Origin of the sequence: Pseudomonas sp. UBA6699 (assembly GCF_002454615.1) — a bacterium.
Classification (GTDB): Bacteria; Pseudomonadota; Gammaproteobacteria; order Pseudomonadales; family Pseudomonadaceae; genus Aquipseudomonas; species Aquipseudomonas juntendi.
On the sequence record NZ_DKJF01000023.1, the window covers coordinates 207,523 to 226,555 of the forward strand.

General features: G+C 63.0%; 21 protein-coding genes. 10 read left to right on the forward strand and 11 right to left on the reverse strand.

Annotated elements, in window-relative coordinates; genetic code table 11:
• Positions 1-44 precede the first annotated feature (44 nt).
• A complete protein-coding gene (ccoG, locus tag B3361_RS05620) occupies positions 45-1,448 on the reverse strand; it encodes a cytochrome c oxidase accessory protein CcoG (RefSeq protein WP_054904441.1) in 1,404 nt (467 codons plus the stop codon).
• 120 nt (positions 1,449-1,568) lie between these two features.
• Entirely contained in the window at positions 1,569-1,808 is a 240-nt protein-coding gene (locus tag B3361_RS05625) for a DUF3203 family protein (RefSeq protein WP_054904440.1), read from the reverse strand.
• A 187-nt stretch (positions 1,809-1,995) separates the two neighbouring features.
• Between B3361_RS05625 and B3361_RS05630 the strand changes: the two genes are divergently transcribed.
• A complete protein-coding gene (locus B3361_RS05630) occupies positions 1,996-2,514 on the forward strand; it encodes an MgtC/SapB family protein (protein ID WP_054904439.1) in 519 nt (172 codons plus the stop codon).
• Between the two features lie 536 nt (positions 2,515-3,050).
• On the opposite strand, the gene B3361_RS05635 is transcribed toward B3361_RS05630, so the two are convergent.
• The 3 genes from B3361_RS05635 to B3361_RS05645 all read right to left on the reverse strand — a co-directional run bounded on the left by B3361_RS05635 (position 3,051) and on the right by B3361_RS05645 (position 5,355).
• Positions 3,051-3,950 carry a hydroxymethylglutaryl-CoA lyase gene (locus tag B3361_RS05635; protein ID WP_029886492.1) on the reverse strand — a complete coding sequence of 300 codons (900 nt, stop codon included), beginning with the start codon at positions 3,948-3,950 and terminating at the stop codon, positions 3,051-3,053.
• Positions 3,951-3,969: 19 nt separating this feature from the next.
• A complete protein-coding gene (locus B3361_RS05640; RefSeq protein ID WP_009686680.1) occupies positions 3,970-4,368 on the reverse strand; it encodes a MerR family transcriptional regulator in 399 nt (132 codons plus the stop codon).
• A 108-nt stretch (positions 4,369-4,476) separates the two neighbouring features.
• On the reverse strand, positions 4,477-5,355 hold the full coding sequence (locus tag B3361_RS05645; protein WP_009686681.1) for a helix-turn-helix domain-containing protein: 879 nt from the start codon (positions 5,353-5,355) through the stop codon (positions 4,477-4,479).
• Positions 5,356-5,527: 172 nt separating this feature from the next.
• Between B3361_RS05645 and pobA the strand changes: the two genes are divergently transcribed.
• The 4 genes from pobA (at position 5,528) to sodC (ending at position 10,201) form a co-directional block, all read left to right on the forward strand.
• Positions 5,528-6,715, forward strand: coding sequence for a 4-hydroxybenzoate 3-monooxygenase (gene pobA / locus B3361_RS05650; protein ID WP_054904438.1), 1,188 nt, complete (start codon positions 5,528-5,530; stop codon positions 6,713-6,715).
• Between the two features lie 115 nt (positions 6,716-6,830).
• A complete protein-coding gene (gene ggt, locus B3361_RS05655) occupies positions 6,831-8,621 on the forward strand; it encodes a gamma-glutamyltransferase (protein WP_054904437.1) in 1,791 nt (596 codons plus the stop codon).
• A 69-nt stretch (positions 8,622-8,690) separates the two neighbouring features.
• Positions 8,691-9,572: a LysR substrate-binding domain-containing protein gene (locus B3361_RS05660; protein ID WP_009686685.1), complete on the forward strand. Its 882-nt coding sequence runs from the start codon at positions 8,691-8,693 to the stop codon at positions 9,570-9,572.
• Positions 9,573-9,685: 113 nt separating this feature from the next.
• The gene (sodC, locus tag B3361_RS05665; RefSeq protein WP_054904436.1) at positions 9,686-10,201 is read left to right on the forward strand and encodes a superoxide dismutase family protein; all 516 of its coding nucleotides are present in this window, start codon (positions 9,686-9,688) and stop codon (positions 10,199-10,201) included.
• A 101-nt stretch (positions 10,202-10,302) separates the two neighbouring features.
• Here sodC and B3361_RS05670 read toward each other — a convergent pair whose 3' ends face one another.
• Entirely contained in the window at positions 10,303-11,139 is an 837-nt protein-coding gene (locus B3361_RS05670) for a bifunctional allantoicase/(S)-ureidoglycine aminohydrolase (RefSeq protein ID WP_029886486.1), read from the reverse strand.
• A 238-nt stretch (positions 11,140-11,377) separates the two neighbouring features.
• On the opposite strand from B3361_RS05670, the gene B3361_RS05675 reads away from it, so the two are divergent.
• Positions 11,378-12,256 carry a hypothetical protein gene (locus B3361_RS05675; protein WP_182336469.1) on the forward strand — a complete coding sequence of 293 codons (879 nt, stop codon included), beginning with the start codon at positions 11,378-11,380 and terminating at the stop codon, positions 12,254-12,256.
• A gap of 77 nt (positions 12,257-12,333) precedes the next feature.
• Entirely contained in the window at positions 12,334-13,017 is a 684-nt protein-coding gene (locus tag B3361_RS05680) for a TetR/AcrR family transcriptional regulator (protein ID WP_054904434.1), read from the forward strand.
• A 16-nt stretch (positions 13,018-13,033) separates the two neighbouring features.
• Here B3361_RS05680 and B3361_RS05685 read toward each other — a convergent pair whose 3' ends face one another.
• Positions 13,034-14,041, reverse strand: coding sequence for a GlxA family transcriptional regulator (locus B3361_RS05685; protein ID WP_009686690.1), 1,008 nt, complete (start codon positions 14,039-14,041; stop codon positions 13,034-13,036).
• A gap of 181 nt (positions 14,042-14,222) precedes the next feature.
• Between B3361_RS05685 and B3361_RS05690 the strand changes: the two genes are divergently transcribed.
• Positions 14,223-14,693: a hypothetical protein gene (locus tag B3361_RS05690; RefSeq protein ID WP_029886483.1), complete on the forward strand. Its 471-nt coding sequence runs from the start codon at positions 14,223-14,225 to the stop codon at positions 14,691-14,693.
• Between the two features lie 89 nt (positions 14,694-14,782).
• A complete protein-coding gene (locus tag B3361_RS05695; protein WP_009686692.1) occupies positions 14,783-14,995 on the forward strand; it encodes a PLDc N-terminal domain-containing protein in 213 nt (70 codons plus the stop codon).
• 72 nt (positions 14,996-15,067) lie between these two features.
• Here the strand turns inward: B3361_RS05695 and B3361_RS05700 are convergent, their stop codons facing one another.
• A complete protein-coding gene (locus B3361_RS05700) occupies positions 15,068-15,379 on the reverse strand; it encodes a hypothetical protein (RefSeq protein ID WP_054904433.1) in 312 nt (103 codons plus the stop codon).
• A gap of 140 nt (positions 15,380-15,519) precedes the next feature.
• Between B3361_RS05700 and B3361_RS05705 the strand changes: the two genes are divergently transcribed.
• Complete coding sequence (locus tag B3361_RS05705; RefSeq protein ID WP_054904432.1) at positions 15,520-16,434, forward strand: DMT family transporter; 915 nt, start codon at positions 15,520-15,522, stop codon at positions 16,432-16,434.
• On the opposite strand, the gene B3361_RS05710 is transcribed toward B3361_RS05705, so the two are convergent.
• The 3 genes from B3361_RS05710 to B3361_RS05720 form a co-directional block, all read right to left on the reverse strand.
• Positions 16,409-17,128: a TorF family putative porin gene (locus B3361_RS05710; RefSeq protein WP_054904431.1), complete on the reverse strand. Its 720-nt coding sequence runs from the start codon at positions 17,126-17,128 to the stop codon at positions 16,409-16,411. The genes B3361_RS05705 and B3361_RS05710 overlap by 26 nt on opposite strands.
• An 81-nt stretch (positions 17,129-17,209) precedes the next feature.
• The gene (locus tag B3361_RS05715; protein WP_009686696.1) at positions 17,210-17,461 is read right to left on the reverse strand and encodes a hypothetical protein; all 252 of its coding nucleotides are present in this window, start codon (positions 17,459-17,461) and stop codon (positions 17,210-17,212) included.
• 229 nt (positions 17,462-17,690) lie between these two features.
• Positions 17,691-18,710, reverse strand: coding sequence for a branched-chain amino acid aminotransferase (locus B3361_RS05720; RefSeq protein ID WP_009686697.1), 1,020 nt, complete (start codon positions 18,708-18,710; stop codon positions 17,691-17,693).
• Positions 18,711-19,033 lie beyond the last annotated feature (323 nt).

The following is a 19,033-nucleotide window of genomic DNA, read 5'->3' on the forward strand; positions in this document are numbered from 1 at the left end:
CTTCTGTCGAAGCCTGGCAGGCAAGGTGGTTGCAGTGTAAGGGATCAGCGGTTCATGGGTGCGACGAAGCGGCTGTGGGCCACGCTGCGTATGGCGGGGTCGTCACGTTCGCTGATGACAAAACTGAGTGTCTGCGAACTGCTGGTCGGCCGCTCGGCGAGCATTGCCACCGACACCGGCAGTTCGCTCATTTCGCCTGCGGGGATGACCAGCGCGGTGTCGCCCTGCAAGGTGAAGCCGTCGGCATCCTGCAGGCGCAGCACGTAGTGTTGGGTGCGCTCGGTCTTGTTGATGACCTTGAGCAGGTAGATGTTCTCGATCTGGCCCTGGGCGTTTTCGCGGAACAGGCCGCGGTCCTTGATCACGTCCAGCGACACCATCGGGCGCAGCTGCAAGGCCAGCACCAGCGCTGCCAGCATGACCACCAGCGCAGTGGCATAGCCCAGCAGGCGTGGCCGCAGCCAGTGGGTGGAGCCGCCTTGCAGGCTGTGTTCGGACTTGTAGCCAATCAGCCCGCGGGCATAGCCCATTTTGTCCATGACCCCGTCGCAGGCATCGATGCACGCCGCGCAACCGATGCAGGCCATCTGCAAACCGTCGCGGATATCGATACCGGTGGGGCAGACCTGCACACACAGGGTACAGTCGATGCAGTCGCCCAAACCTTGGGCGCGAGCATTGCTGCCTTTTCTGCGCGGGCCACGGGCCTCGCCACGGCGTGGGTCGTAGGCAACTGCCAGGGTGTCCTTGTCGAACATCACGCTCTGGAACCGCGCATACGGGCACATGTGCAGGCACACTGCCTCGCGCAGCAGGCCGGCATTGATGTAGGTGGCCGCGGTGAAGAACAGTACCCAGAACAACGCTACGCCGCCCAATTGCAAGGTCAGCAGTTCTGCAGCCAGCGAGCGGATCGGGGTGAAATAGCCCACGAAGGTCAGCCCTGTGGCCACGCCAATGGCCAGCCACAGGCAGTGCTTGGCCGTGCGCCGGGCCAGTTTGTTCAGGCCCCAGGGGGCGGCGGCCAGCCTGATGCGCTTATTGCGGTCGCCCTCGGTGACTTTTTCGCACCACATGAACAGCCACGTCCAGGTACTTTGCGGGCAGCTGTAGCCACACCACACCCGGCCGGCGTAAACGGTCGCGGCGAACAGGCCGAAAGCACAGATGATCAGCAGCGCCGACAGCAGAATGAAATCCTGGGGCCAGAAGGTCGCGCCAAAGATGTGGAACTTGCTGTTGGCCAGGTCCCACAGCACCGCCTGGCGGCCGTTCCAGTCGAGCCAGGCGGTGCCGAAGAACAGCAAGAAAAGCGCGCCAGCGAAACCCACGCGCAGGTTACGGTACCGCCCGGTGAAGCTGCGGGTGTAAATGCCGCTGTCGGTGCGGCGCGTTTTGACGCTGGCTGCGGTGGTGTCGATCTCTGTGCAAAGAATTCTGTCAGTCATGGGCGGGTGCTCATCATGCCTCGATCAGGCATGAGCACTATGGCGCCGAAACTGTTAGCAGCACAGGTTCAGATTTTGCACCAAAAACCATATCAGATACCGCGCAGGCGTCGCCGGCCCCTAGATCACCGAGCCTGGAGCGCTGGCCTTGAGGTGCCTGCGGCTATCCACCGCACCTGCTACCGTCAAGGCGTCGGCCTCGGCTTCGGTGATGGGCACGCGTTTGTCGTCGTGCAGCGCCACCGACATGCGCAACTGTTCGTCGGTAATGATTTCGATATCCGGGCCAGCACACGCGATACGCAGGTTTTCACCCGTCAAGGTGCAACGGCGGGTGGCTTCATCGATTTCAACGGGCATGGTCAGGCCTCCTGGGTGGGTTACAGGGTGGACCGCGAGGGGGGCCGGGTCGTTGCATCGACAGGCTGAGTGGCACTTTGCACGGCGGCTGGCGGTCTGTGTCTATACACAGCAGGCTCGGCTGCTTGCAGGCACACCCTGCGCACTGCCGGGCAGGTAGCACAATGCTCAGCATGGGAACCAGGCAATGGAGCTGATCTGGCAGGTAATACAGGCAGAATTCGCCGATGTGACCGACGCGAGTGAGGTCACGCGCATTCTTCTACGGCTGTTGATGGCAGCGGTGCTCGGTGCAGTACTGGGGTTCGAGCGCGAACACAGGGGCAAGTCGGCGGGCGTACGCACGCACATGCTGGTGTCGCTGGGGGCCGCGCTGTTCGTGCTGGCACCGAGCATGGCCGGGGCCGATGCACAAGCCCTGAGCCGGGTGATACAGGGTATCGTCGCCGGTATCGGCTTTCTGGGTGCGGGCACCATCCTCAAAGGCAACGGCAAGGACACCAGCCATGTGAAGGGGCTGACCACGGCCGCAGGTTTGTGGATGACCGCTGCCATTGGTACGGCCGCTGGCATGGGCCGCGAAGCCACGGCGCTGATCAGCACGGTGCTGGCCCTGCTGGTGCTGGCCACGATGCCGGTGCTGGTGGACAAATTCGAGGGGGAAAACGAGGATAAACAGAGGGAGGAAGAGGGCAGGAAGCACTGAGGGGAGCCGAAGCTCCCCTCAAAGCGTTGTTGCCTGCTCTTTTTTTATTATTGGGACTGGCCTGTTGTTGTTTTTGTCGGCGTGTCCTGGTGTTGCGGGCGACCCCCATGCGGGGTCAAGAGCAAACGTATTTTTTTGAGCGCTGACCTGCTTTCATCATTGCTGATCCGAACCTGGCTGCTGCTACCTCGAGGTAGTTTTGTTGTTCTGTGCCAGACCGCGGGGCGGGCCCCTGGAAAGACTGCCTACTCCAAAAAAATCTGCTTGCTGCGCCTCTGCCGTGTTGTTCTTGTTATGTCAGAGTCGTTATCTGTTGTTTTTATTGGGTGTCGCATTTTTTTTGTTGTTGTACGAAAGATATAGCAGGCAGCGTGCCAACTTTTAAAATCCCTTTATAATCAATGACTTATCAAAATTCGGGAAAATTGCCTGGCCCGAATTTTTGTCGATTTGTTTCCCTGTTACCCGGTTTTCCCCTGCAAAATGGGGGGCGGTAACACTCACCCACACCCACACCCATGTGACGCCTGTATGACTCACTGCGCCATGCGCGCCCGCGCCACCCGTGAACCGTTGCTGCGGCCCAGTACCTGGCTGATGCGCTGCCCAGCGGCAATCAGCCGGTCCAGGTCGATGCCGGTTTCGATGCCCAGCCCCTGCAACAGGTAAAGCACATCCTCGCTGGCGATATTGCCGGTGGCGCCCTTGGCATACGGGCAACCGCCCAGGCCGGCGACCGAGCTGTCGAACACATTGATGCCTTCGAGCAGGCTGGCGTAGACATTGGCCAGGGCCTGGCCATACGTGTCATGGAAGTGCCCGGCCAGTTGCTCGCGTGGCACCTGCGCCGACACCACTTCGAACAGGCGCCGGGTGTCGCCGGCGGTGCCAGTGCCGATGGTGTCGCCCAGCGATACCTCGTAGCAGCCCATGTCGCGCAGCTCGCGGGCAATCGGTGCCACCTGCTCGGCGCTGACCTTGCCTTCGTAGGGGCAGCCCAGCACGCACGACACATAGCCACGCACCCGCACACCGTGGCTGCGGGCAGCTGCCATGATCGGTTCGAAGCGCTTGAGGCTGTCGCTGACCGAGCAGTTGATGTTGCGCTGCGAGAACGCTTCGGTGGCCGCTGCGAACACCGCCACTTCCTTTACGCCTGCGGCCAGTGCGTCTTCAAAACCGCGCAGGTTCGGTGCCAGCGCTGCATAGGTAACGCCTGGGCGCTGCTGGATGCCGGCAAACACTTCGGCCGAGCCGGCCATTTGCGGCACCCACTTGGGCGACACGAAACTGCCCACTTCAATGTAGGCCAGGCCCGCTTCGGTGAGGTCGTCTACCAGGCGCACCTTGGCGCTGACGCTGATGGGTTGGGCTTCGTTCTGCAGGCCGTCGCGGGGGCCGACTTCGACCAGGCGCACGTGGTTGGGCAGGGACATGGTGGTTTTCCTGTGGCGTTCAGCGGTTGTCTGTGTTGTTGAGGGTGGCGGCCAGTGCTTGCTCGCAGCGTTCCTGGGCCGTGTCCAGCTCCAGTTGCATCTGGTGAATGTCGAGCAGTTGCTGCTCCAGCTGGGCGCGGCGTTCGGCGATTTTCGCCAGCATGCTGTTGAGCTGTTTGAGGTTGCCGCTGGTGGGGTCGTACAGCTCGATCAGCTCGCGGCACTCGGCCAGGGAAAAGCCGATGCGCTTGCCACGCAATATGAGCTTCAGGCTGACCTTGTCGCGCGCCGAATAGATACGTTCCAGGCCCCGGCGCTCCGGGCTCAACAGGCCCTGTTCCTCGTAGAAGCGGATGGCGCGGGTGGTGATGTCCAGTTCGCGGGACAGGTCGGAGATGCTGTAGGTCTGCGTGCTCATGCTGGGGCTCGGGCGGAAGTATCCGGGTATCCTGAGGCCAGCTTGACGTAAACGTCAAGCAAGCGCGAGCGTGGGCATGGCCTGCGGACCTGGGGCCAGGCAGGCCGGTCATTCAGGCTGCACTGCCCGCCGATACGCATTGGGCGTTTGCCCACTCAGGCGCTTGAACCAGCGGGCAAAGTAGGTGGGGTCGCTGAACCCCAGGCTATCGGACAACTGGCCGATGCTCATGCGTGTGTAAACCAGGCTGCGCCGCGCCTCGAGCAACAGGCGCTGGTGCACCACTTGCAACGCCGTCTGCCCGCTCAGCGCCCGGCACAGCTGGTTCAACTGCAGGCTCTGCACATTCAGCCGTGCGGCGAATGCCTCTATCGACAAGTGCTCGCGGTAGTGCGCTTCGACCAGGCGCAAATACTGCCCCAGCAACTGGCGGTCGCGTTCATCGCGCGTGCGCGGGGCCTGCCCAAGCTGCTGACGGCGGCTGATCCACACCATCAGGGCGGTCACCAACGCCTCCAGCATGGCGGCCCGCGATGGGGCGTTGCCCTGGTATTCCTGCTGCAAGGTCTCGATCAGGCTGCGCAGGTGCGCGCGATCCCGGCCCAGCGGGTAGCTTACCGGCTTGGACAACACCGCCAGCGGTGCGCCCAGGCGCTGCTCAAGGTTGGCCACCAGCGCGGCGCCAAAAGTGAGCACGTGGCCCTGGATGTCGGCACTGAAGCGAAAGCCATGCACGGTCAGGGGGGGCACCACCTGGATCGCGGCTTCGCTTATGGCAGTGCGGGTGCCCTCGATTTCCACCTGGGCCTGCCCGCGTTGCACGTACAGCAATTGAAACAGCTCGGCATGTTGGTGGGGCTTGATCTCCCAGTGGTGCAGGCGGCTGCGTGCCGGGATCGGCTCACAGTGCAGCAGGTCGGTACCAGGCCAGGCCTGGTTTTCCCCATACAACTTGAACAGCGGAACGCCGGGTAGGGTGGATTTCATCAGCTTTGGCCTGTCCGTTAATCGAACGTTTTTTGTAAAAGTGCAGGTTTTGCATGGAATAGCACAGCTCAGTTGCGGGTTTTGCCCGTAAAAATGCAAAGGCAAACCCTAACAGCAGATGCCGCGCCACCGCCAGTGCAGGGCCGGTATCGTTCCAACAGAGACAACAACAATGAAAACTCAGGTTGCAATCATTGGCGCGGGCCCGTCGGGCCTGCTGCTGGGTCAACTGCTGCATAACGCCGGTATCGACACGGTGATCGTCGAGCGCCAGACCGCCGAGTACGTGCTGGGCCGCATCCGCGCCGGTGTGCTGGAGCAGGGCACGGTCGACCTGTTGCGCGAGGCCGGTGTGGCCGAACGTATGGACCGCGAAGGCCTGGTGCACGAAGGTGTCGAGCTGCTGGTTGGCGGGCGCCGCCAGCGCCTGGATCTCAAGGCCCTGACCGGCGGCAAGACGGTGATGGTCTATGGCCAGACCGAAGTTACCCGTGACCTGATGCAGGCCCGTGCAGCCAACGGGGCCCCCATCTTCTATTCGGCCAGCAATGTTCAGCCGCATGAGCTCAAGGGCGAGAAGCCCTACCTGACCTTTGAAAAAGACGGTCAGGTCCAGCGCCTGGATTGCGATTACATTGCTGGCTGTGACGGCTTCCATGGGGTTTCCCGGCAGAGCATTCCCGAGGGTGTGCTCAAACAATACGAACGGGTATACCCCTTCGGCTGGCTGGGCCTGCTGGCGGATACACCGCCGGTCAACCATGAACTGATCTATGCCCACCACGCCCGCGGTTTCGCGCTGTGCAGCCAACGTTCGCAAACCCGCAGCCGCTACTACCTGCAAGTGCCGCTGCAAGACCGTGTCGAGGAGTGGCCCGACGAGCGCTTCTGGGCCGAACTGAAAGCGCGTTTGCCTGCCGAGGTGGCAGCGGACCTGGTCACAGGCCCGGCCCTGGAGAAGAGCATCGCGCCGCTGCGCAGCCTGGTGGTGGAACCGATGCAGTATGGCCACCTGTTCCTGGTCGGCGATGCCGCGCATATCGTGCCGCCAACCGGGGCCAAGGGGTTGAACCTGGCAGCCTCGGACGTCAACTACCTGTACCGGATTCTGCTCAAGGTGTACCGCGAGGGGCGTACCGAGCTGTTGCAGCAGTATTCGCCCCTGGCCCTGCGCCGGGTATGGAAGGGCGAGCGTTTCAGCTGGTTCATGACCCAACTGCTGCACGACTTCGGCAGCCACAAGGACGCCTGGGACCAGAAGATGCAAGAGGCTGATCGCGAGTACTTCCTGACCTCGCCGGCAGGTTTGCTGAACATTGCCGAAAACTATGTGGGCCTGCCGTTCGAAGAGGTGGTTTGAGGCTGCCGCCTCCCGCTGACGAGGCCGGGAGCCAGGAAAATCGCGCAAAAGCTTGAACTCGGGTTTGGCCATGACCCACAGTGGCGGGCTGAATGGGTGAAGCAGGAAGCACGCGATGACATTTTCCAAGCCACTGCTCGTGGCCCTGTGGCTGCTGGCCGCCAGCGGGGCGGCGAAGGCCGACCAGGCGCTGCCAGTTGCACCGGAACTGGCTTCCGGGTACCGCACCGGCCTGCAGCCGGTGCACGCCAGCCGGCACATGGTGGCCGCTGCCAACCCGCTGGCCAGCGAAGCGGGGCGGGCGATACTGCGGGCCGGTGGCAGCGCCATCGACGCTGCCATCGCCATGCAAATGGTGCTGACCCTGGTCGAGCCGCAGTCCAGTGGCATTGGCGGTGGGGCTTTCATCCTGTATTGGGATGGCGAGCGCGTGCAGGCGTTCGACGGCCGCGAGGCAGCCCCGGCGGGGGTCACGGAACAACTGTTCCTGCAGGCCGATGGTGAGCCGATGCCGTTCCGCCAGGCGCAGATCGGTGGCCGCTCGGTGGGGGTGCCGGGTGTGCTGCGGGCGTTGCAGATGGCCCACCAGCGCTATGGCAAGCTGCCCTGGCGCGACCTGTTTGCACCGGCCATCGCCTTGGCCCGCAGCGGCTTTGCAGTTTCCCCGCGCTTGCACACGTTGATAGCCGGTGACCCGTTCATTGCCCAGTCACCGGCCATGGCGCGTTACTTTCTGGATGAACAGGGCAGACCCTTGCCTGTGGGGGCGACCCTGCGCAATCCGGCGCTTGCCCAAACCCTGGAGCTGATCGCTGCGCACGGCGCCGATGTGTTCTACAGCGGCGAGATTGCCCAGGCCATCGTGACCCAAGTGCGCAGCCATGCCAATCCCGGTTACCTGTCACTGCAGGACTTGCAGCTGTACCAGGCCAGGCAGCGCGAGCCGGTATGCGGCCCCTACAAGGCCTGGCAAATTTGCGGCGTGCCGCCGCCGTCTTCCGGCGGGGTAACGGTGTTGCAGACCCTGGGCATCCTTGAAGCCGCTCAACGGGCCATGCCTGCGCATGACCTGGCTGGGTTACGGCCGCAGCCCACTTCATCCCCGGCCGGCATTGAAGCAGCGCCAATGGCCGTGCACCTGGTCGCCGAGGCCGAGCGCCTGGCGTATGCCGACCGCGCCCAGTACCTGGCAGACAGCGATTATGTGCCCGTGCCGGTCAAGGCCCTCACCCACCCGGCCTACCTGGCCAGCCGCGCCGCCTTGATCGGGGCACACAGCATGAGGCGTGCGCGCCCAGGCCAGCCGCCTGGTGTCGACCTGGCCCTGGCACCGGACCGCTCGCCCCTGCGCATTTCTACCTCGCACCTGAGCGCAGTGGATGACAGCGGTCATGCCCTGGCCATGACCACCTCGGTCGAGGCCGCGTTCGGCGCGCACGTGATGGTCAGAGGCTTCCTGCTCAACAACACCCTGACCGACTTTTCGTTCATCGCGCAGGAGCGTGGCCGGCCTGTGGCCAACCGGGTACAACCTGGCAAGCGGCCGCTGTCGGCCATGGCGCCGACCCTGGTATTTTCCCGCGCTGGCGGGGAGCTGGTGGCCAGCCTGGGTTCGCCGGGGGGCTCACAGATCATCGGTTACGTGAACAAGGCACTGCTCGGCCTGCTGGATTGGCAACTGGACCCGCAGCAGGCTGCCGGCCTGCCCAATTTCGGCAGCCGCAATGCCGGCACGGAAGTGGAAGCAGGGCTGGCCAGCCCGGCACTGGTCCGCCAGTTGGCGGCCTGGGGCCACGAGGTCACGCCAATGACCATGACCAGCGGCATGCAGATCATCCAGCGCACGGCTGACGGCTGGGCCGGAGGGGCCGATCCGCGGCGCGAAGGGGTCGCCCTCGGCGACTGAGCGGGGCGTTGCAGGGCCTGGGATAGCGTGATAGAAGTCTGTCTTGTCATTCATTAGTTGAATACCAAGATGTCCAATAGCGCGAAATCGAATAGGGCCCTGTTCGACCTTGACCTGTTGCGCGCCACGGTGGTGGTGGCCGACTGCGGCAGTTTCACCACCGCGGCCGCGCGCCTGCATTCCACCCAGTCCACCATCAGCCAGAAGGTTCGCCGCCTGGAGGACATGGTTGGCCACCGGTTACTGGTACGCGGCAACCGCGACGTGCTGCCAACCGACGCCGGGCAGACCCTGCTGGGCTATGCCCGGCATATGCTGGCGCTGAACGACCAGATGCTCGAAGCCTTGGCCGGGGCCATGGTCGGCACCACCGTGCGCCTGGGTGTGCCGGAAGACTTCGTCGGCGGGCGGACCACCAATGCGCTGGCGGCGTTCAGCCGCCTGCACCCGCAGGTAAAGCTGGAGGTGACCAGCGGCCTGTGCCGCGACCTCAGCCAGGCCTACGACAACGGTGAGCTCGACCTGGTGCTGCTCAAGCAGCGGCGCAACACCCGCGAGGGCGTGGCATGCTGGCCAGAGCGCCTGCAGTGGATCGACAGTGCCCGCGCGCCGGCGTTCGAGCTGGACCCGATTCCGCTGGTGACCTTTCCGCCACGCGGCCTGTACCGCGAAGACATGATCAATGCCATCGAGGGCATGGGCCGGCGCTGGCGTATCAGCTTCACCAGTTCCAGCCTCAGTGGCATCCAGGCGGCCGTGGCCGATGGCATGGGCGTCAGTTTGCTCCCGCCGCGCGCGGCGACAGGCGAGCACCGGGTGCTGGGCGAGGGGCAGGGGCTGCCGGAGATCGATAGCTATGAAATCGTCATTGTTCACCGGCCGACCGCTGACATCATGGTCAAGGCCTTGGCCGAGGTCATGACTCAATTGCTGGCCGGGGGCGGCATCTAGCCCAACAAGAAAAGTGTTTCAGGCTGTGGCGCGATGGAATGTCTGGCAGGGCCGTGCAGTCCCACCGTTAACGTGGGCAGTACGCCCAGCAACCCAAGCCATGGAGACGCACTATGAAAACAGCTGCATTTGTCGCTTTACTGGCCAGCGCCGGGTTGGCCCAGGCGGCCGAAACGGTCGAACTCAAGCTGGCCGGGCCCGACGGCCCTGGCACGTCCATTGGCACTATCAGCATCGAGCAGAACAAATATGGCACGTTGCTCATCCCCGACCTGAAGGACCTGCCGCCAGGTGTGCACGGCTTCCACCTCCACCAGAACGCCTCGTGCGCACCGGCGCAAGAAGGCGGCAAGCCTGTGCCAGCGGGCGCTGCGGGCGGGCATTGGGACCCGGATTCCAGCAACGCCCACAAAGGCCCCTATGATGACAGCGGTCATCGTGGCGACTTGCCGGCTCTGTATGTGGGGGCCGATGGCAAGGCCACCTATCCGGTCCTCGCGCCGCGGCTGAAGGCCACCGATTTCAAAGGCCATGCACTGATGGTGCACGCCGGCGGTGACAACCACAGCGACCACCCCGAGAAGCTGGGTGGCGGTGGAGCCCGGGTGGCCTGCGGGGTCGTGCAGTAAACGCTTGCCCGTGCGCCTGAAACAAGGCCGCCCCTGCAGGTTCACGCAAACCTGCGGGGGCGGCCTTGTGTCGGGAGCAGGGCGCCCTGCGCCCCGGTGCCTCAGCGCTTGGGGTTCAGCGTCAGGTGCACGTGACGGTTCACGTCCTTGTACAGCAGGTAGCTGAACTTGCCTGGGCCACCTGCGTAGCAGGCTTGCGGGCAGAAGGCGCGCAGCCACATGAAGTCGCCGGCTTCCACTTCGACCCAGTCCTGGTTCAGGCGGTACACCGCCTTGCCTTCCAGCACGTACAGGCCATGCTCCATCACGTGGGTTTCGGCGAACGGGATCACGCCGCCGGGCTGGAAGGTGACGATGTTCACATGCATGTCGTGACGCATGTCGGCCATGTCGACGAAGCGGGTAGTGACCCAGCGGCCTTCGGTGCCCGGCATTTCAATGACGGTGGCGTTGTCACGGTGGGTCACGAACGACTCAGGTGCGTCCAGGCCCTCGACTTTCTGGTAGTGCTTGCGCAGCCAGTGGAAGGTGACATTGGCTTTGCTGTTGTTGCGCAGGCTCCACTCGGCGCCTGGCGCCAGGAACGCGTAGCCGCCTGGCACCAGGGTGTGGTGCTTGCCTTCGACGGTGATGTCCAGTTCGCCTTCGACGATGAACACCACGGCCTCGGCATCAGGGTCCAGCTCAGGGCGTTCGCTGCCGCCTTCCGGGGCCACTTCGACGATGTACTGCGAGAAAGTCTCGGCAAAACCGGTTAACGGGCGGGCGATGACCCACATGCGCATCTTGTCCCAGAATGGCAAGTGGCTGGTGACGATGTCACGCATCACGCCTTTGGGGATGACGGCGTAGGCTTCGGTGAACATGGCACGGTCAGTCAGCAGCTCGGTTTGAGCCGGGTGCCCACCGTGGGGGGCGAAGTACGAATGGTTCGACATGGACAATCTCGACTTGTTGTTCTCTCCCCGTGCCGTGAACCGCACCGGCCGGTGCGGCGCAGGGGATGTGGCGACAGAATAGGGTCGAGCGCGCGCCATGCACAAATTAAATGTTGGAATACCCAGGATTCGATCGCTGAATGCGCGTTCGCACGCAGGGGCTGCCGAGCAGATAATTCCGACATATTTTTCACATTCCCTTGTTAGGATCCCCCGGCATTTCCAAGGAGCCCCCCTTATGCCGTCTATCCTGCGCAAGCGCAGCACCCGAATCGCCTTCACCGCCACCACTGGCCTGCTCGTGGCCACATTGGGCTTTTTCGCCTGGCAAAGCTTCTATCCGGTGCAGGCCGCGGCAGGTTGGAAAGTCGGTGTGCTGCACAGTGACGTGACCAAGGCCGCGTCACTGCTGCCGCAAGCCGATGGCAGCCTGCTGGTCAGCCGCGAGCTGGACGACGGCCGCGGCAGCATCCTCAAGATCGCCGCCGACGGCGCCCGGGTGGTAGTCATCGATAACCTGTCCAAACCCGACGGCATGGTCGCGGCCCAGGGCGGTTGGGTATTCAGCCAGGAGGGCGGTGCCGCGCCCGTCAGCCTGGCCCGCGATGGCAAGGTCACGCGGTTGTTCGAGGGCGACAGCGTGCAAGGGCTGTGGAACGACGGCAAGCACCTGTATGCCATCGAAGACCGCAAAGGTAACGGCCGCCTGATGCGCTACGACTGGCAGAGCGGGCAACTGGACGTGCTGCGTTCCGGCCTGACAGAAACCGAAGGGCTGACACGCTGTCGGGGCGACCTGTTGTACACCGAAAAAGCCAAGGGCATCGTGCGCGCCCTGGCCGCCGATGGCAACGACCCGGTGGTGGTCGACGGTTTGCGCAACCCCACGTTCCTGTACTGTGACCAGCGTGGCCTGTGGATCAGCGAGGACAACACGCACCGCGCCCGGCTGCTGCGCATCGCTGCCGACGGCAGCCAGCACACGGTGCTGACGTTTCTCAAGGCGCCCCAGGCCATCATCGCCGACGGCAAAGGCGGTTATCTGCTGGCCGAGGGCGGACGCGACCGTGTCTTGCACCTGACGCCGCCAGCAGAGCCGGTCACGGCCCAGCGCTAGTCGCAACAGCGTGCTTCCCTGCACGGCCGTGCTCACGGATAATCCCCCACATTCCAATAAACAGCCTGTGAGTGGGTATGAGTGATTCCGTAGTCGGCCTTGGCCAGCCTGAAACCGAAGGGGGGCGCAGAACGCGCAAGAACAACCCCGAGAAAACCCGCGAGGATATCCTCCAGGCCGCCATCCACGAATTCGTTCAGCAAGGGCTGGCCGGGGCTCGAGTAGACGCCATCGCTGAACGCACGGCTACGTCCAAGCGCATGATCTACTACTACTTCGGCAGCAAGGAGCAGTTGTATTGCGAGTGCCTGGTCAAGCTATACGGCGATATTCGCAAGACCGAGCAAAGCCTGGACCTGGAGTCGCTGCCGGCGGACCAGGCGATCCGCAGGCTGGTGGAGTTCACCTTCGACCACCACGACCGCAATGTCGACTTCGTGCGGATCATCTGCACCGAAAACATCCACTACGGCGAATACGTCAAGCAGTCCCCGGCTATTCGCGAAATGAGCAGCCTGGTGCTCGAAGCCTTGGGCAACACGCTGCGCCGCGGGGTAGAAGAAGGGGTGTTCCGTAGCGGTATCGAGGTGATCGACCTGCACATGCTGATGAGCTCGTTCTGTTTTTACCGGGTGTCCAACCGGCATACCTTTGGCGAGATCTTCCAGATAGACCTGTCGGAGGACCAGGTCAAGCTGCGGCACAAGGCGATGATCTGTGATGCGGTGCTGCGCTACATCCAGGTTGGGCAGCGCCCCTGACGCTGCGCCAGCCTGCTCAGTCGCCCAACCGCTGCTCACGCGAGGGCGGGTAGCCAAAATACGCCGCATAGCATTTGCTGAAATGTGACACCGAAACAAAGCCGCAAGCCACCGCCACTTCCATCACCGACAGGTCGGAATACTGCAGCAGCCTGCGGCTTTTGGTAATGCGCAGCTCCATGTAGTAACGCCGCGGCGATGTGCCCAGCTGGGCCTGGAACAGCCGGTCGATCTGCCGCCGTGAGCGCCCGCTGTAGGCGGCCAGCTGGTCGAGGCTGAGGGTTTCTTCGAGGTTGTTCTCCATCAGTTCGACAATGGTACGCAGGTGCAGGCTCATGGACTTCTTGGCCCCCGGCCCGACCTGGCGGTAACGGGCGCCTGAGAACGACAGAATTTCTTCCACGCCTTCGGCCAGGCCGTCACCATACAAGCGCCGCACCAGCCCCAGCATCAGTTCCATGGCGCCGTTCGGGCTGGCGGCACTGAGCCGGTCACGGTCGAGGGTGAAGCTGGCCGGAGTAATGCGGGTTTGCGGGCTGCGCTCGGACAAACTGGCACGCTGCTCGGGGTGAACGCTGCAGCCATAGTCATCCAGCACCCCGGCGCGCCCCAGGAACCAGGCGCCGTTCCACAAGCCACCCAAGGCCATGCCATGGGCCGCGCAATCACTCAGCAAGCGGTCGAGTACCGGGTATTTCAGCGGCGTACGCAAGCCCCCGCAGATGACCAGCAGGTCTGGTGACTGCAACGCCTGGGGGGACAATTCGGTGGCCACCAGTTCCAGCCCAAGGTCGCTGAGCACGCGGTCGCCGTCCAGCGACAGCGGGGTGAAACTGAAGCTGTCGGTACGCAGCAGGTTGGCCGTGACCAGCACGTCCATGGCCACGGTGAAACTGGCCATGGAGAAGTGTTCGAGCAGCACGAAATCGACTTGATAAGGGGCCTGGGCGTCGGCGCTGCTGGCCTTGAGCCGCAGCATGTTGCTGGTACTGGTCTTCTTGCTGAACTGGCGTGGCGTGGGCACTCTGAACTCCGCTTGCTGGCTGGCTCGCAGAGTGTGGCCGGTGGCTGGAGGAAAGACAATCTCCCCGGTGTCGGTGTCGTATTACAGGTCGTGTTCAGGCAACCTGTATGGCTGCAGACTTTCCCACTATGCTTTGCCATAGGCGCTTGCATGAAACGCCTGGCCCTTGAGGAACCTATCGATGAAATACGCCGCTGCCTTGTTGCTCAGCTTGTTGCCATTGCTGGCCACGGCCATGGAGCCGGGCGAACCGCTCGCGCCCTTCACGTTGCTTGACCAGCATGACAAGGCCTACACCCTGAGCGCGGACACCCAGGTACTACTGGTGGCGCGCGACATGGACGGCGCCAAGTTGGTCAAGGCTGCACTGGCCGACGCGCCCAAAGACTACCTGGAAGCACGCAAGGCCGTATTCGTCGCCGACATCCAGCGCATGCCTGCGTTGATCAGCAAGCTGTTCGCCATCCCGGCCATGCGCGGTTACAGCTATAGGGTGCTGCTCGACCGGGAAGGGCGGGTAGCCAGCCGGTACCCCGGGCAGCCAGGGCAGGTGCAGTGGTTGCAGTTGCAAGAAGGCAGATTGGTGAGCCAGCAGGCGTTCACCGATGCCGCGGCATTGAAGGCGGCGCTGGAGCGTGCGCCGCAGCAGTGAGGTGCGTTACCTGCAGGAGTGGTCAAAACAATCTGAACCCTCAGCGTCAATAACAACCCAAGCCATTACACGGCAAAGAGAGAGCGCTTATGGAAGTCGGAACGATCTGGATCATTGTCGCAGCCTTGGTCATCCTCATGGAAATCTGGGCCATCTGGAACATCATCGGCAGTGAGCGGCGCGCCGAACGCAAGATGTTGTGGGTGGTGTTCGTCGTCTACGCGCCAATCCCCGGCTTGTTGTTCTGGGCCTGGCGCGGCCCGCGCGCCGTAAAAGGCCGGTCCGTACTCGAAGAAAAATGACAGGCACAGGCATCAGGCGCTCGCGCGCCTGATACCGTCAGCGGTCACTTTCCAGCGGTCACTTTTCAGCGGTCATTTGGGCAGCACGTTGAAGCGAATGGCGGGGCCGAGGCCGTTCACCATCAGGCAGCCGTAGAACTTCACGGTGGACAGCACGCCCAGCGTCTTCAATGCATCGTGTATGAATGCGTGGAATACGCGCCCGGCATCCTTCTGGCGGTCGGCAAGCGTCACGGCCTCGAGCGTGACCACCCCAAGCAAGGTGGTCTCGATGTGCTGGACGGTTTTCAGGCCGGTTTTCTCGCGAAGGTACGTACGTGCCTTCGCCGCATCTGCCTCATCCCCTTCGACGGTGTAAGCCAACTGAAAATCGAATTTGCTCATGGTTTTGTCCTTGGTTGCGCTAAAGCGTCCGTGCCGTGCCGTGCACCTTACCGGCATGCGCAAGTTGTGAAAACGAACGAGGTGTTCAACAATCTCATCTGTTTGTAGGAAACGACCTACTTGACCTCGAGTCCCACACCATGAGCACTGGCACCACCTCGCTTGCCGGGCATAAGGCTCGTGCCTGGCTCTGGCCAGCGCTGTTCAGCCTGGTGGCATTTGCCGCCAACTCGGTATTCTGCCGCCTGGCCCTCAAGAACGGGGCGATCGACCCGGCCTCGTTCACTGTCGTGCGCCTGGCCAGTGGTGCAGTGTTCCTGTTGTTGCTGATTCGCTTGCGCAGACCGGCGCAGCGCATGGGTGGCACCTGGCGAGCAGGCCTGGCCTTGTGCCTGTATGCCTTCCTGTTTTCAGCGGCCTACCTGCAACTGAGCGCCGGGGCGGGCGCCTTGCTGCTCTTCGGTGCCGTGCAGATCACGATGTTCGGCTTTGCCTGGTGCAAAGGCGAACGCATCAGCGCACGGGGCCTGCTGGGTATGCTGATCGCCTTCGCCGGCTTGCTGGTGCTGTTGTTGCCAGGCGCTTCGGCGCCCCCGTTCAGCAGTGCCTTGCTGATGGTTATTTCCGGCATCGCCTGGGGGGCGTACACCTTGCTCGGCAGAGGGTCGCCCAGGCCGCTGGCCGACACGGCCGGCAACTTTGCCCGCAGCCTGCCCTGGCTGGTGGTGCTGGCACCGCTGCTGTTGCTGGGGGCCGGGCCACACCTTAGCGCCGGTGGCTTGCTGTTCGCCCTGGGCTCCGGTGTGCTGGCTTCCGGAGCCGGTTATGCCGTGTGGTATGGCGTGGTGCGGCAGGTCAGTGCGCAACAGGCGGCGACCCTGCAGCTGAGTGTGCCGGTGCTGGCCGGGTTGGGCGGGGTTGCGCTGATCGGTGAGCCGTTATCGCTGCGTTTGTTGCTCGCCAGTGTGGTAGTGCTGGGCGGTATTGCGCTGGCGCTGGTGCCGCGCCGCCAGGCCCTGCAGGCAAAGCCTAGAAAAAGCTGCGCTGGGCCTTGAGGGTGACCACGCTGTCGCAATAGGTGTTCATGCCTGAGTAGGCGTCACAGCTGGTGCCACTGAGGCTCGAGTTGCTGTAGATCAGGTTCAGGTCGATGCCCAGCCAAGGGCGCGACAGTTCCAGCGACCAGTCGGAAAAGGCATTCACCTGGCTGCCATCGCCGATGGTGAAGGGTGTGCCCAGACGGTGATGGGCGAGTTTGACGGTGAGGTCGACATCGAATAAGGGCAGTTGGCCAAAGTCGGCGAACAGCGTACCGGTGCGGTTGTCGGGGTTGTCGCGCAGTGCACCGCCGAACCGGCTGCCCAGCACCGAGACTCCCCCATACAGTGCTATGCTCTCGGCGCCGGCGATGTTTGGCTGGCTGTAGTGGATCAACCCCACTTCATAGCCCAAGGTGCTGTCGAAGTGGTGCTTGTAGCCCATGTAGCTGTCCAGGCGCAGGGTCGAGTTGGCCGTCACCCCCATGCTCGGGGCGTATTGGCCGACGTACAGCCCACTGGGGTGGCTGAAATCCATGCCACCATGAAACGCGCCGACCGCCGTGGGTGAAATCAACCCTTGGGCCATGCTACGTGAAGGGGTGGTGCCGAGTGTAAAGTCGAAATCGCCCAGTTGGCGCTTCATCTGCTGGGCCAGCAGAGGGGGGCTGAACAGCAGGGCAATGCTCAGCAACAGCAGGGGCCTGAACATGGTCACCGTCCTGGAGGGCTTACGGTAGAGCGTTCAAGGATACCTGCCCGAGCGGCCGCTGAAAACCTTGTAGTGGCGGGTTCAGCCTTTGGTCGAACGGTCGGCATCGGCTGCCTCGGTCACCACCGGCAGGTTGCCGGCACGCTGGATCACCCGGCGTTGCTGCTCATAGTCGTCCAGCGACAGACCGCGGCGCTGCAAGGCCTCCAGCTGTAACTGGCGGGTTTCGTCGGCGCTGTACGGCCGCAGTTCAGGGTGGCTGGCACAGCCGCTGCTGATGGCGAGGGTAAGCAGGGCAAACGTGGCAGTCAGCAAGCGGGCCAGGGTGTTCATCAGGTAGCTCCAGGGGCCAAGGGTGTAGGTGGCGAGGCGATGGAGCTAGGTTATATGGTTGTCGCGCCTGGTAGAAATTGCCCCTCTCGATAGTGACTATTGATGCACGGCGCCCTGGCCATTGACGCGCAGAAGCTCAAACCTTGCAGGCTGCCGCCTGGTGGCTCGATCCATGAAAAACGGGGCATACCAGCGATGGCATGCCCCGTTTTTATACCGCAAAAGCGTTTCAGGCGACTTTGACGATCCAGCCAGCCGGTGCTTCCACATCACCGCTCTGGATGCCGGTCAGCTCGTTGTAGAGCTTCTGCGTGACCGGGCCGACCTTCTCCAGGTCGTGGAACACGTGCAGCTTGCCGTTGTACTCGATGCCACCAATCGGGGTGATCACCGCAGCAGTACCGCAGGCGCCGGCTTCGACGAAGCGGTCCAGCTTGCTGATTTCCACGTCACCTTCGACCACGGTCAGGCCCAGGCGCGATTGTGCCAGCTCCATCAGCGACAGGCGGGTGATGCCTGGCAGCACCGAGGCCGATTTAGGCGTGACGAACTCATTGTTGGCGGTAATGCCGAAGAAGTTGGCCGAGCCGACTTCTTCAATCTTGGTGTGGGTCAGCGGGTCGAGGTAGATGGCGTCGGCGAAGTTGGCTTTCTTCGCTTCGGCACCTGGCTGCAGGCTGGCAGCGTAGTTGCCACCGACCTTGGCGGCACCGGTGCCCTGCGGTGCTGCACGGTCGAAGCTGGAGATCTGGAAGTTGTGCGGCTTCATGCCACCCTTGAAGTACGAGCCAACCGGAATGGCGAAAACCGAGAAGATGAACTCGGGAGCGGTGCGCACGCCAATGTTGTCGCCGGTGCCGATGACGAACGGGCGCAGGTACAGGGCGCCTTTACCATGCGGTGGCACGAACTTTTCGTTGGCCTTGACCACTTGCTTGCACGCCTCGATGAACACATCGGTCGGCACCTGCGGCATCAGCAGGCGGGCGCAGCTGCGCTGCATGCGGGCGGCATTCTGGTCCGGGCGGAACAGGTTGATGGAGCCATCCTTGCAGCGGTAGGCCTTCAGGCCCTCGAAACATTGCTGGCCATAGTGCAGCGCGGTGGAGCCTTCACTGATGTGCAGCACGTTGTCTTCGGTCAGGGTGCCCTTGTCCCACTCGCCATTGCGCCATACGGACAGGTAGCGTTTGTCGGTCTTGATGTAGTCGAAACCCAGCTTGTCCCAATTAATGCTTTCGTTGCTCATGACACCCTCATTGTCTTGCTAATGCCCGATCGCTCGGGCTGCTGTTATATGCGCACCATGCCACCTTAATACATCCGTGGCGGATCGGGAACGGCCGGTCAAGAATTGACAGGCTGCGATGCATTATTTGCGGGTGCTGCAGGCGCAGGGACGGCATTGAGGCTGCAAGGTGATTGTCACAATATTGTCAGCGCCTGTGAGATCGAGCGCCGCCCGCGCGGCGCATCGCGAGCTGCGGTCGCTGCTTGTATGTTGTGACTGGCCTGGCGGGAGAAGATATTCTCGTCAGGCTGAAGAAGCACTTCCGGGGAGGCCGATCGCTC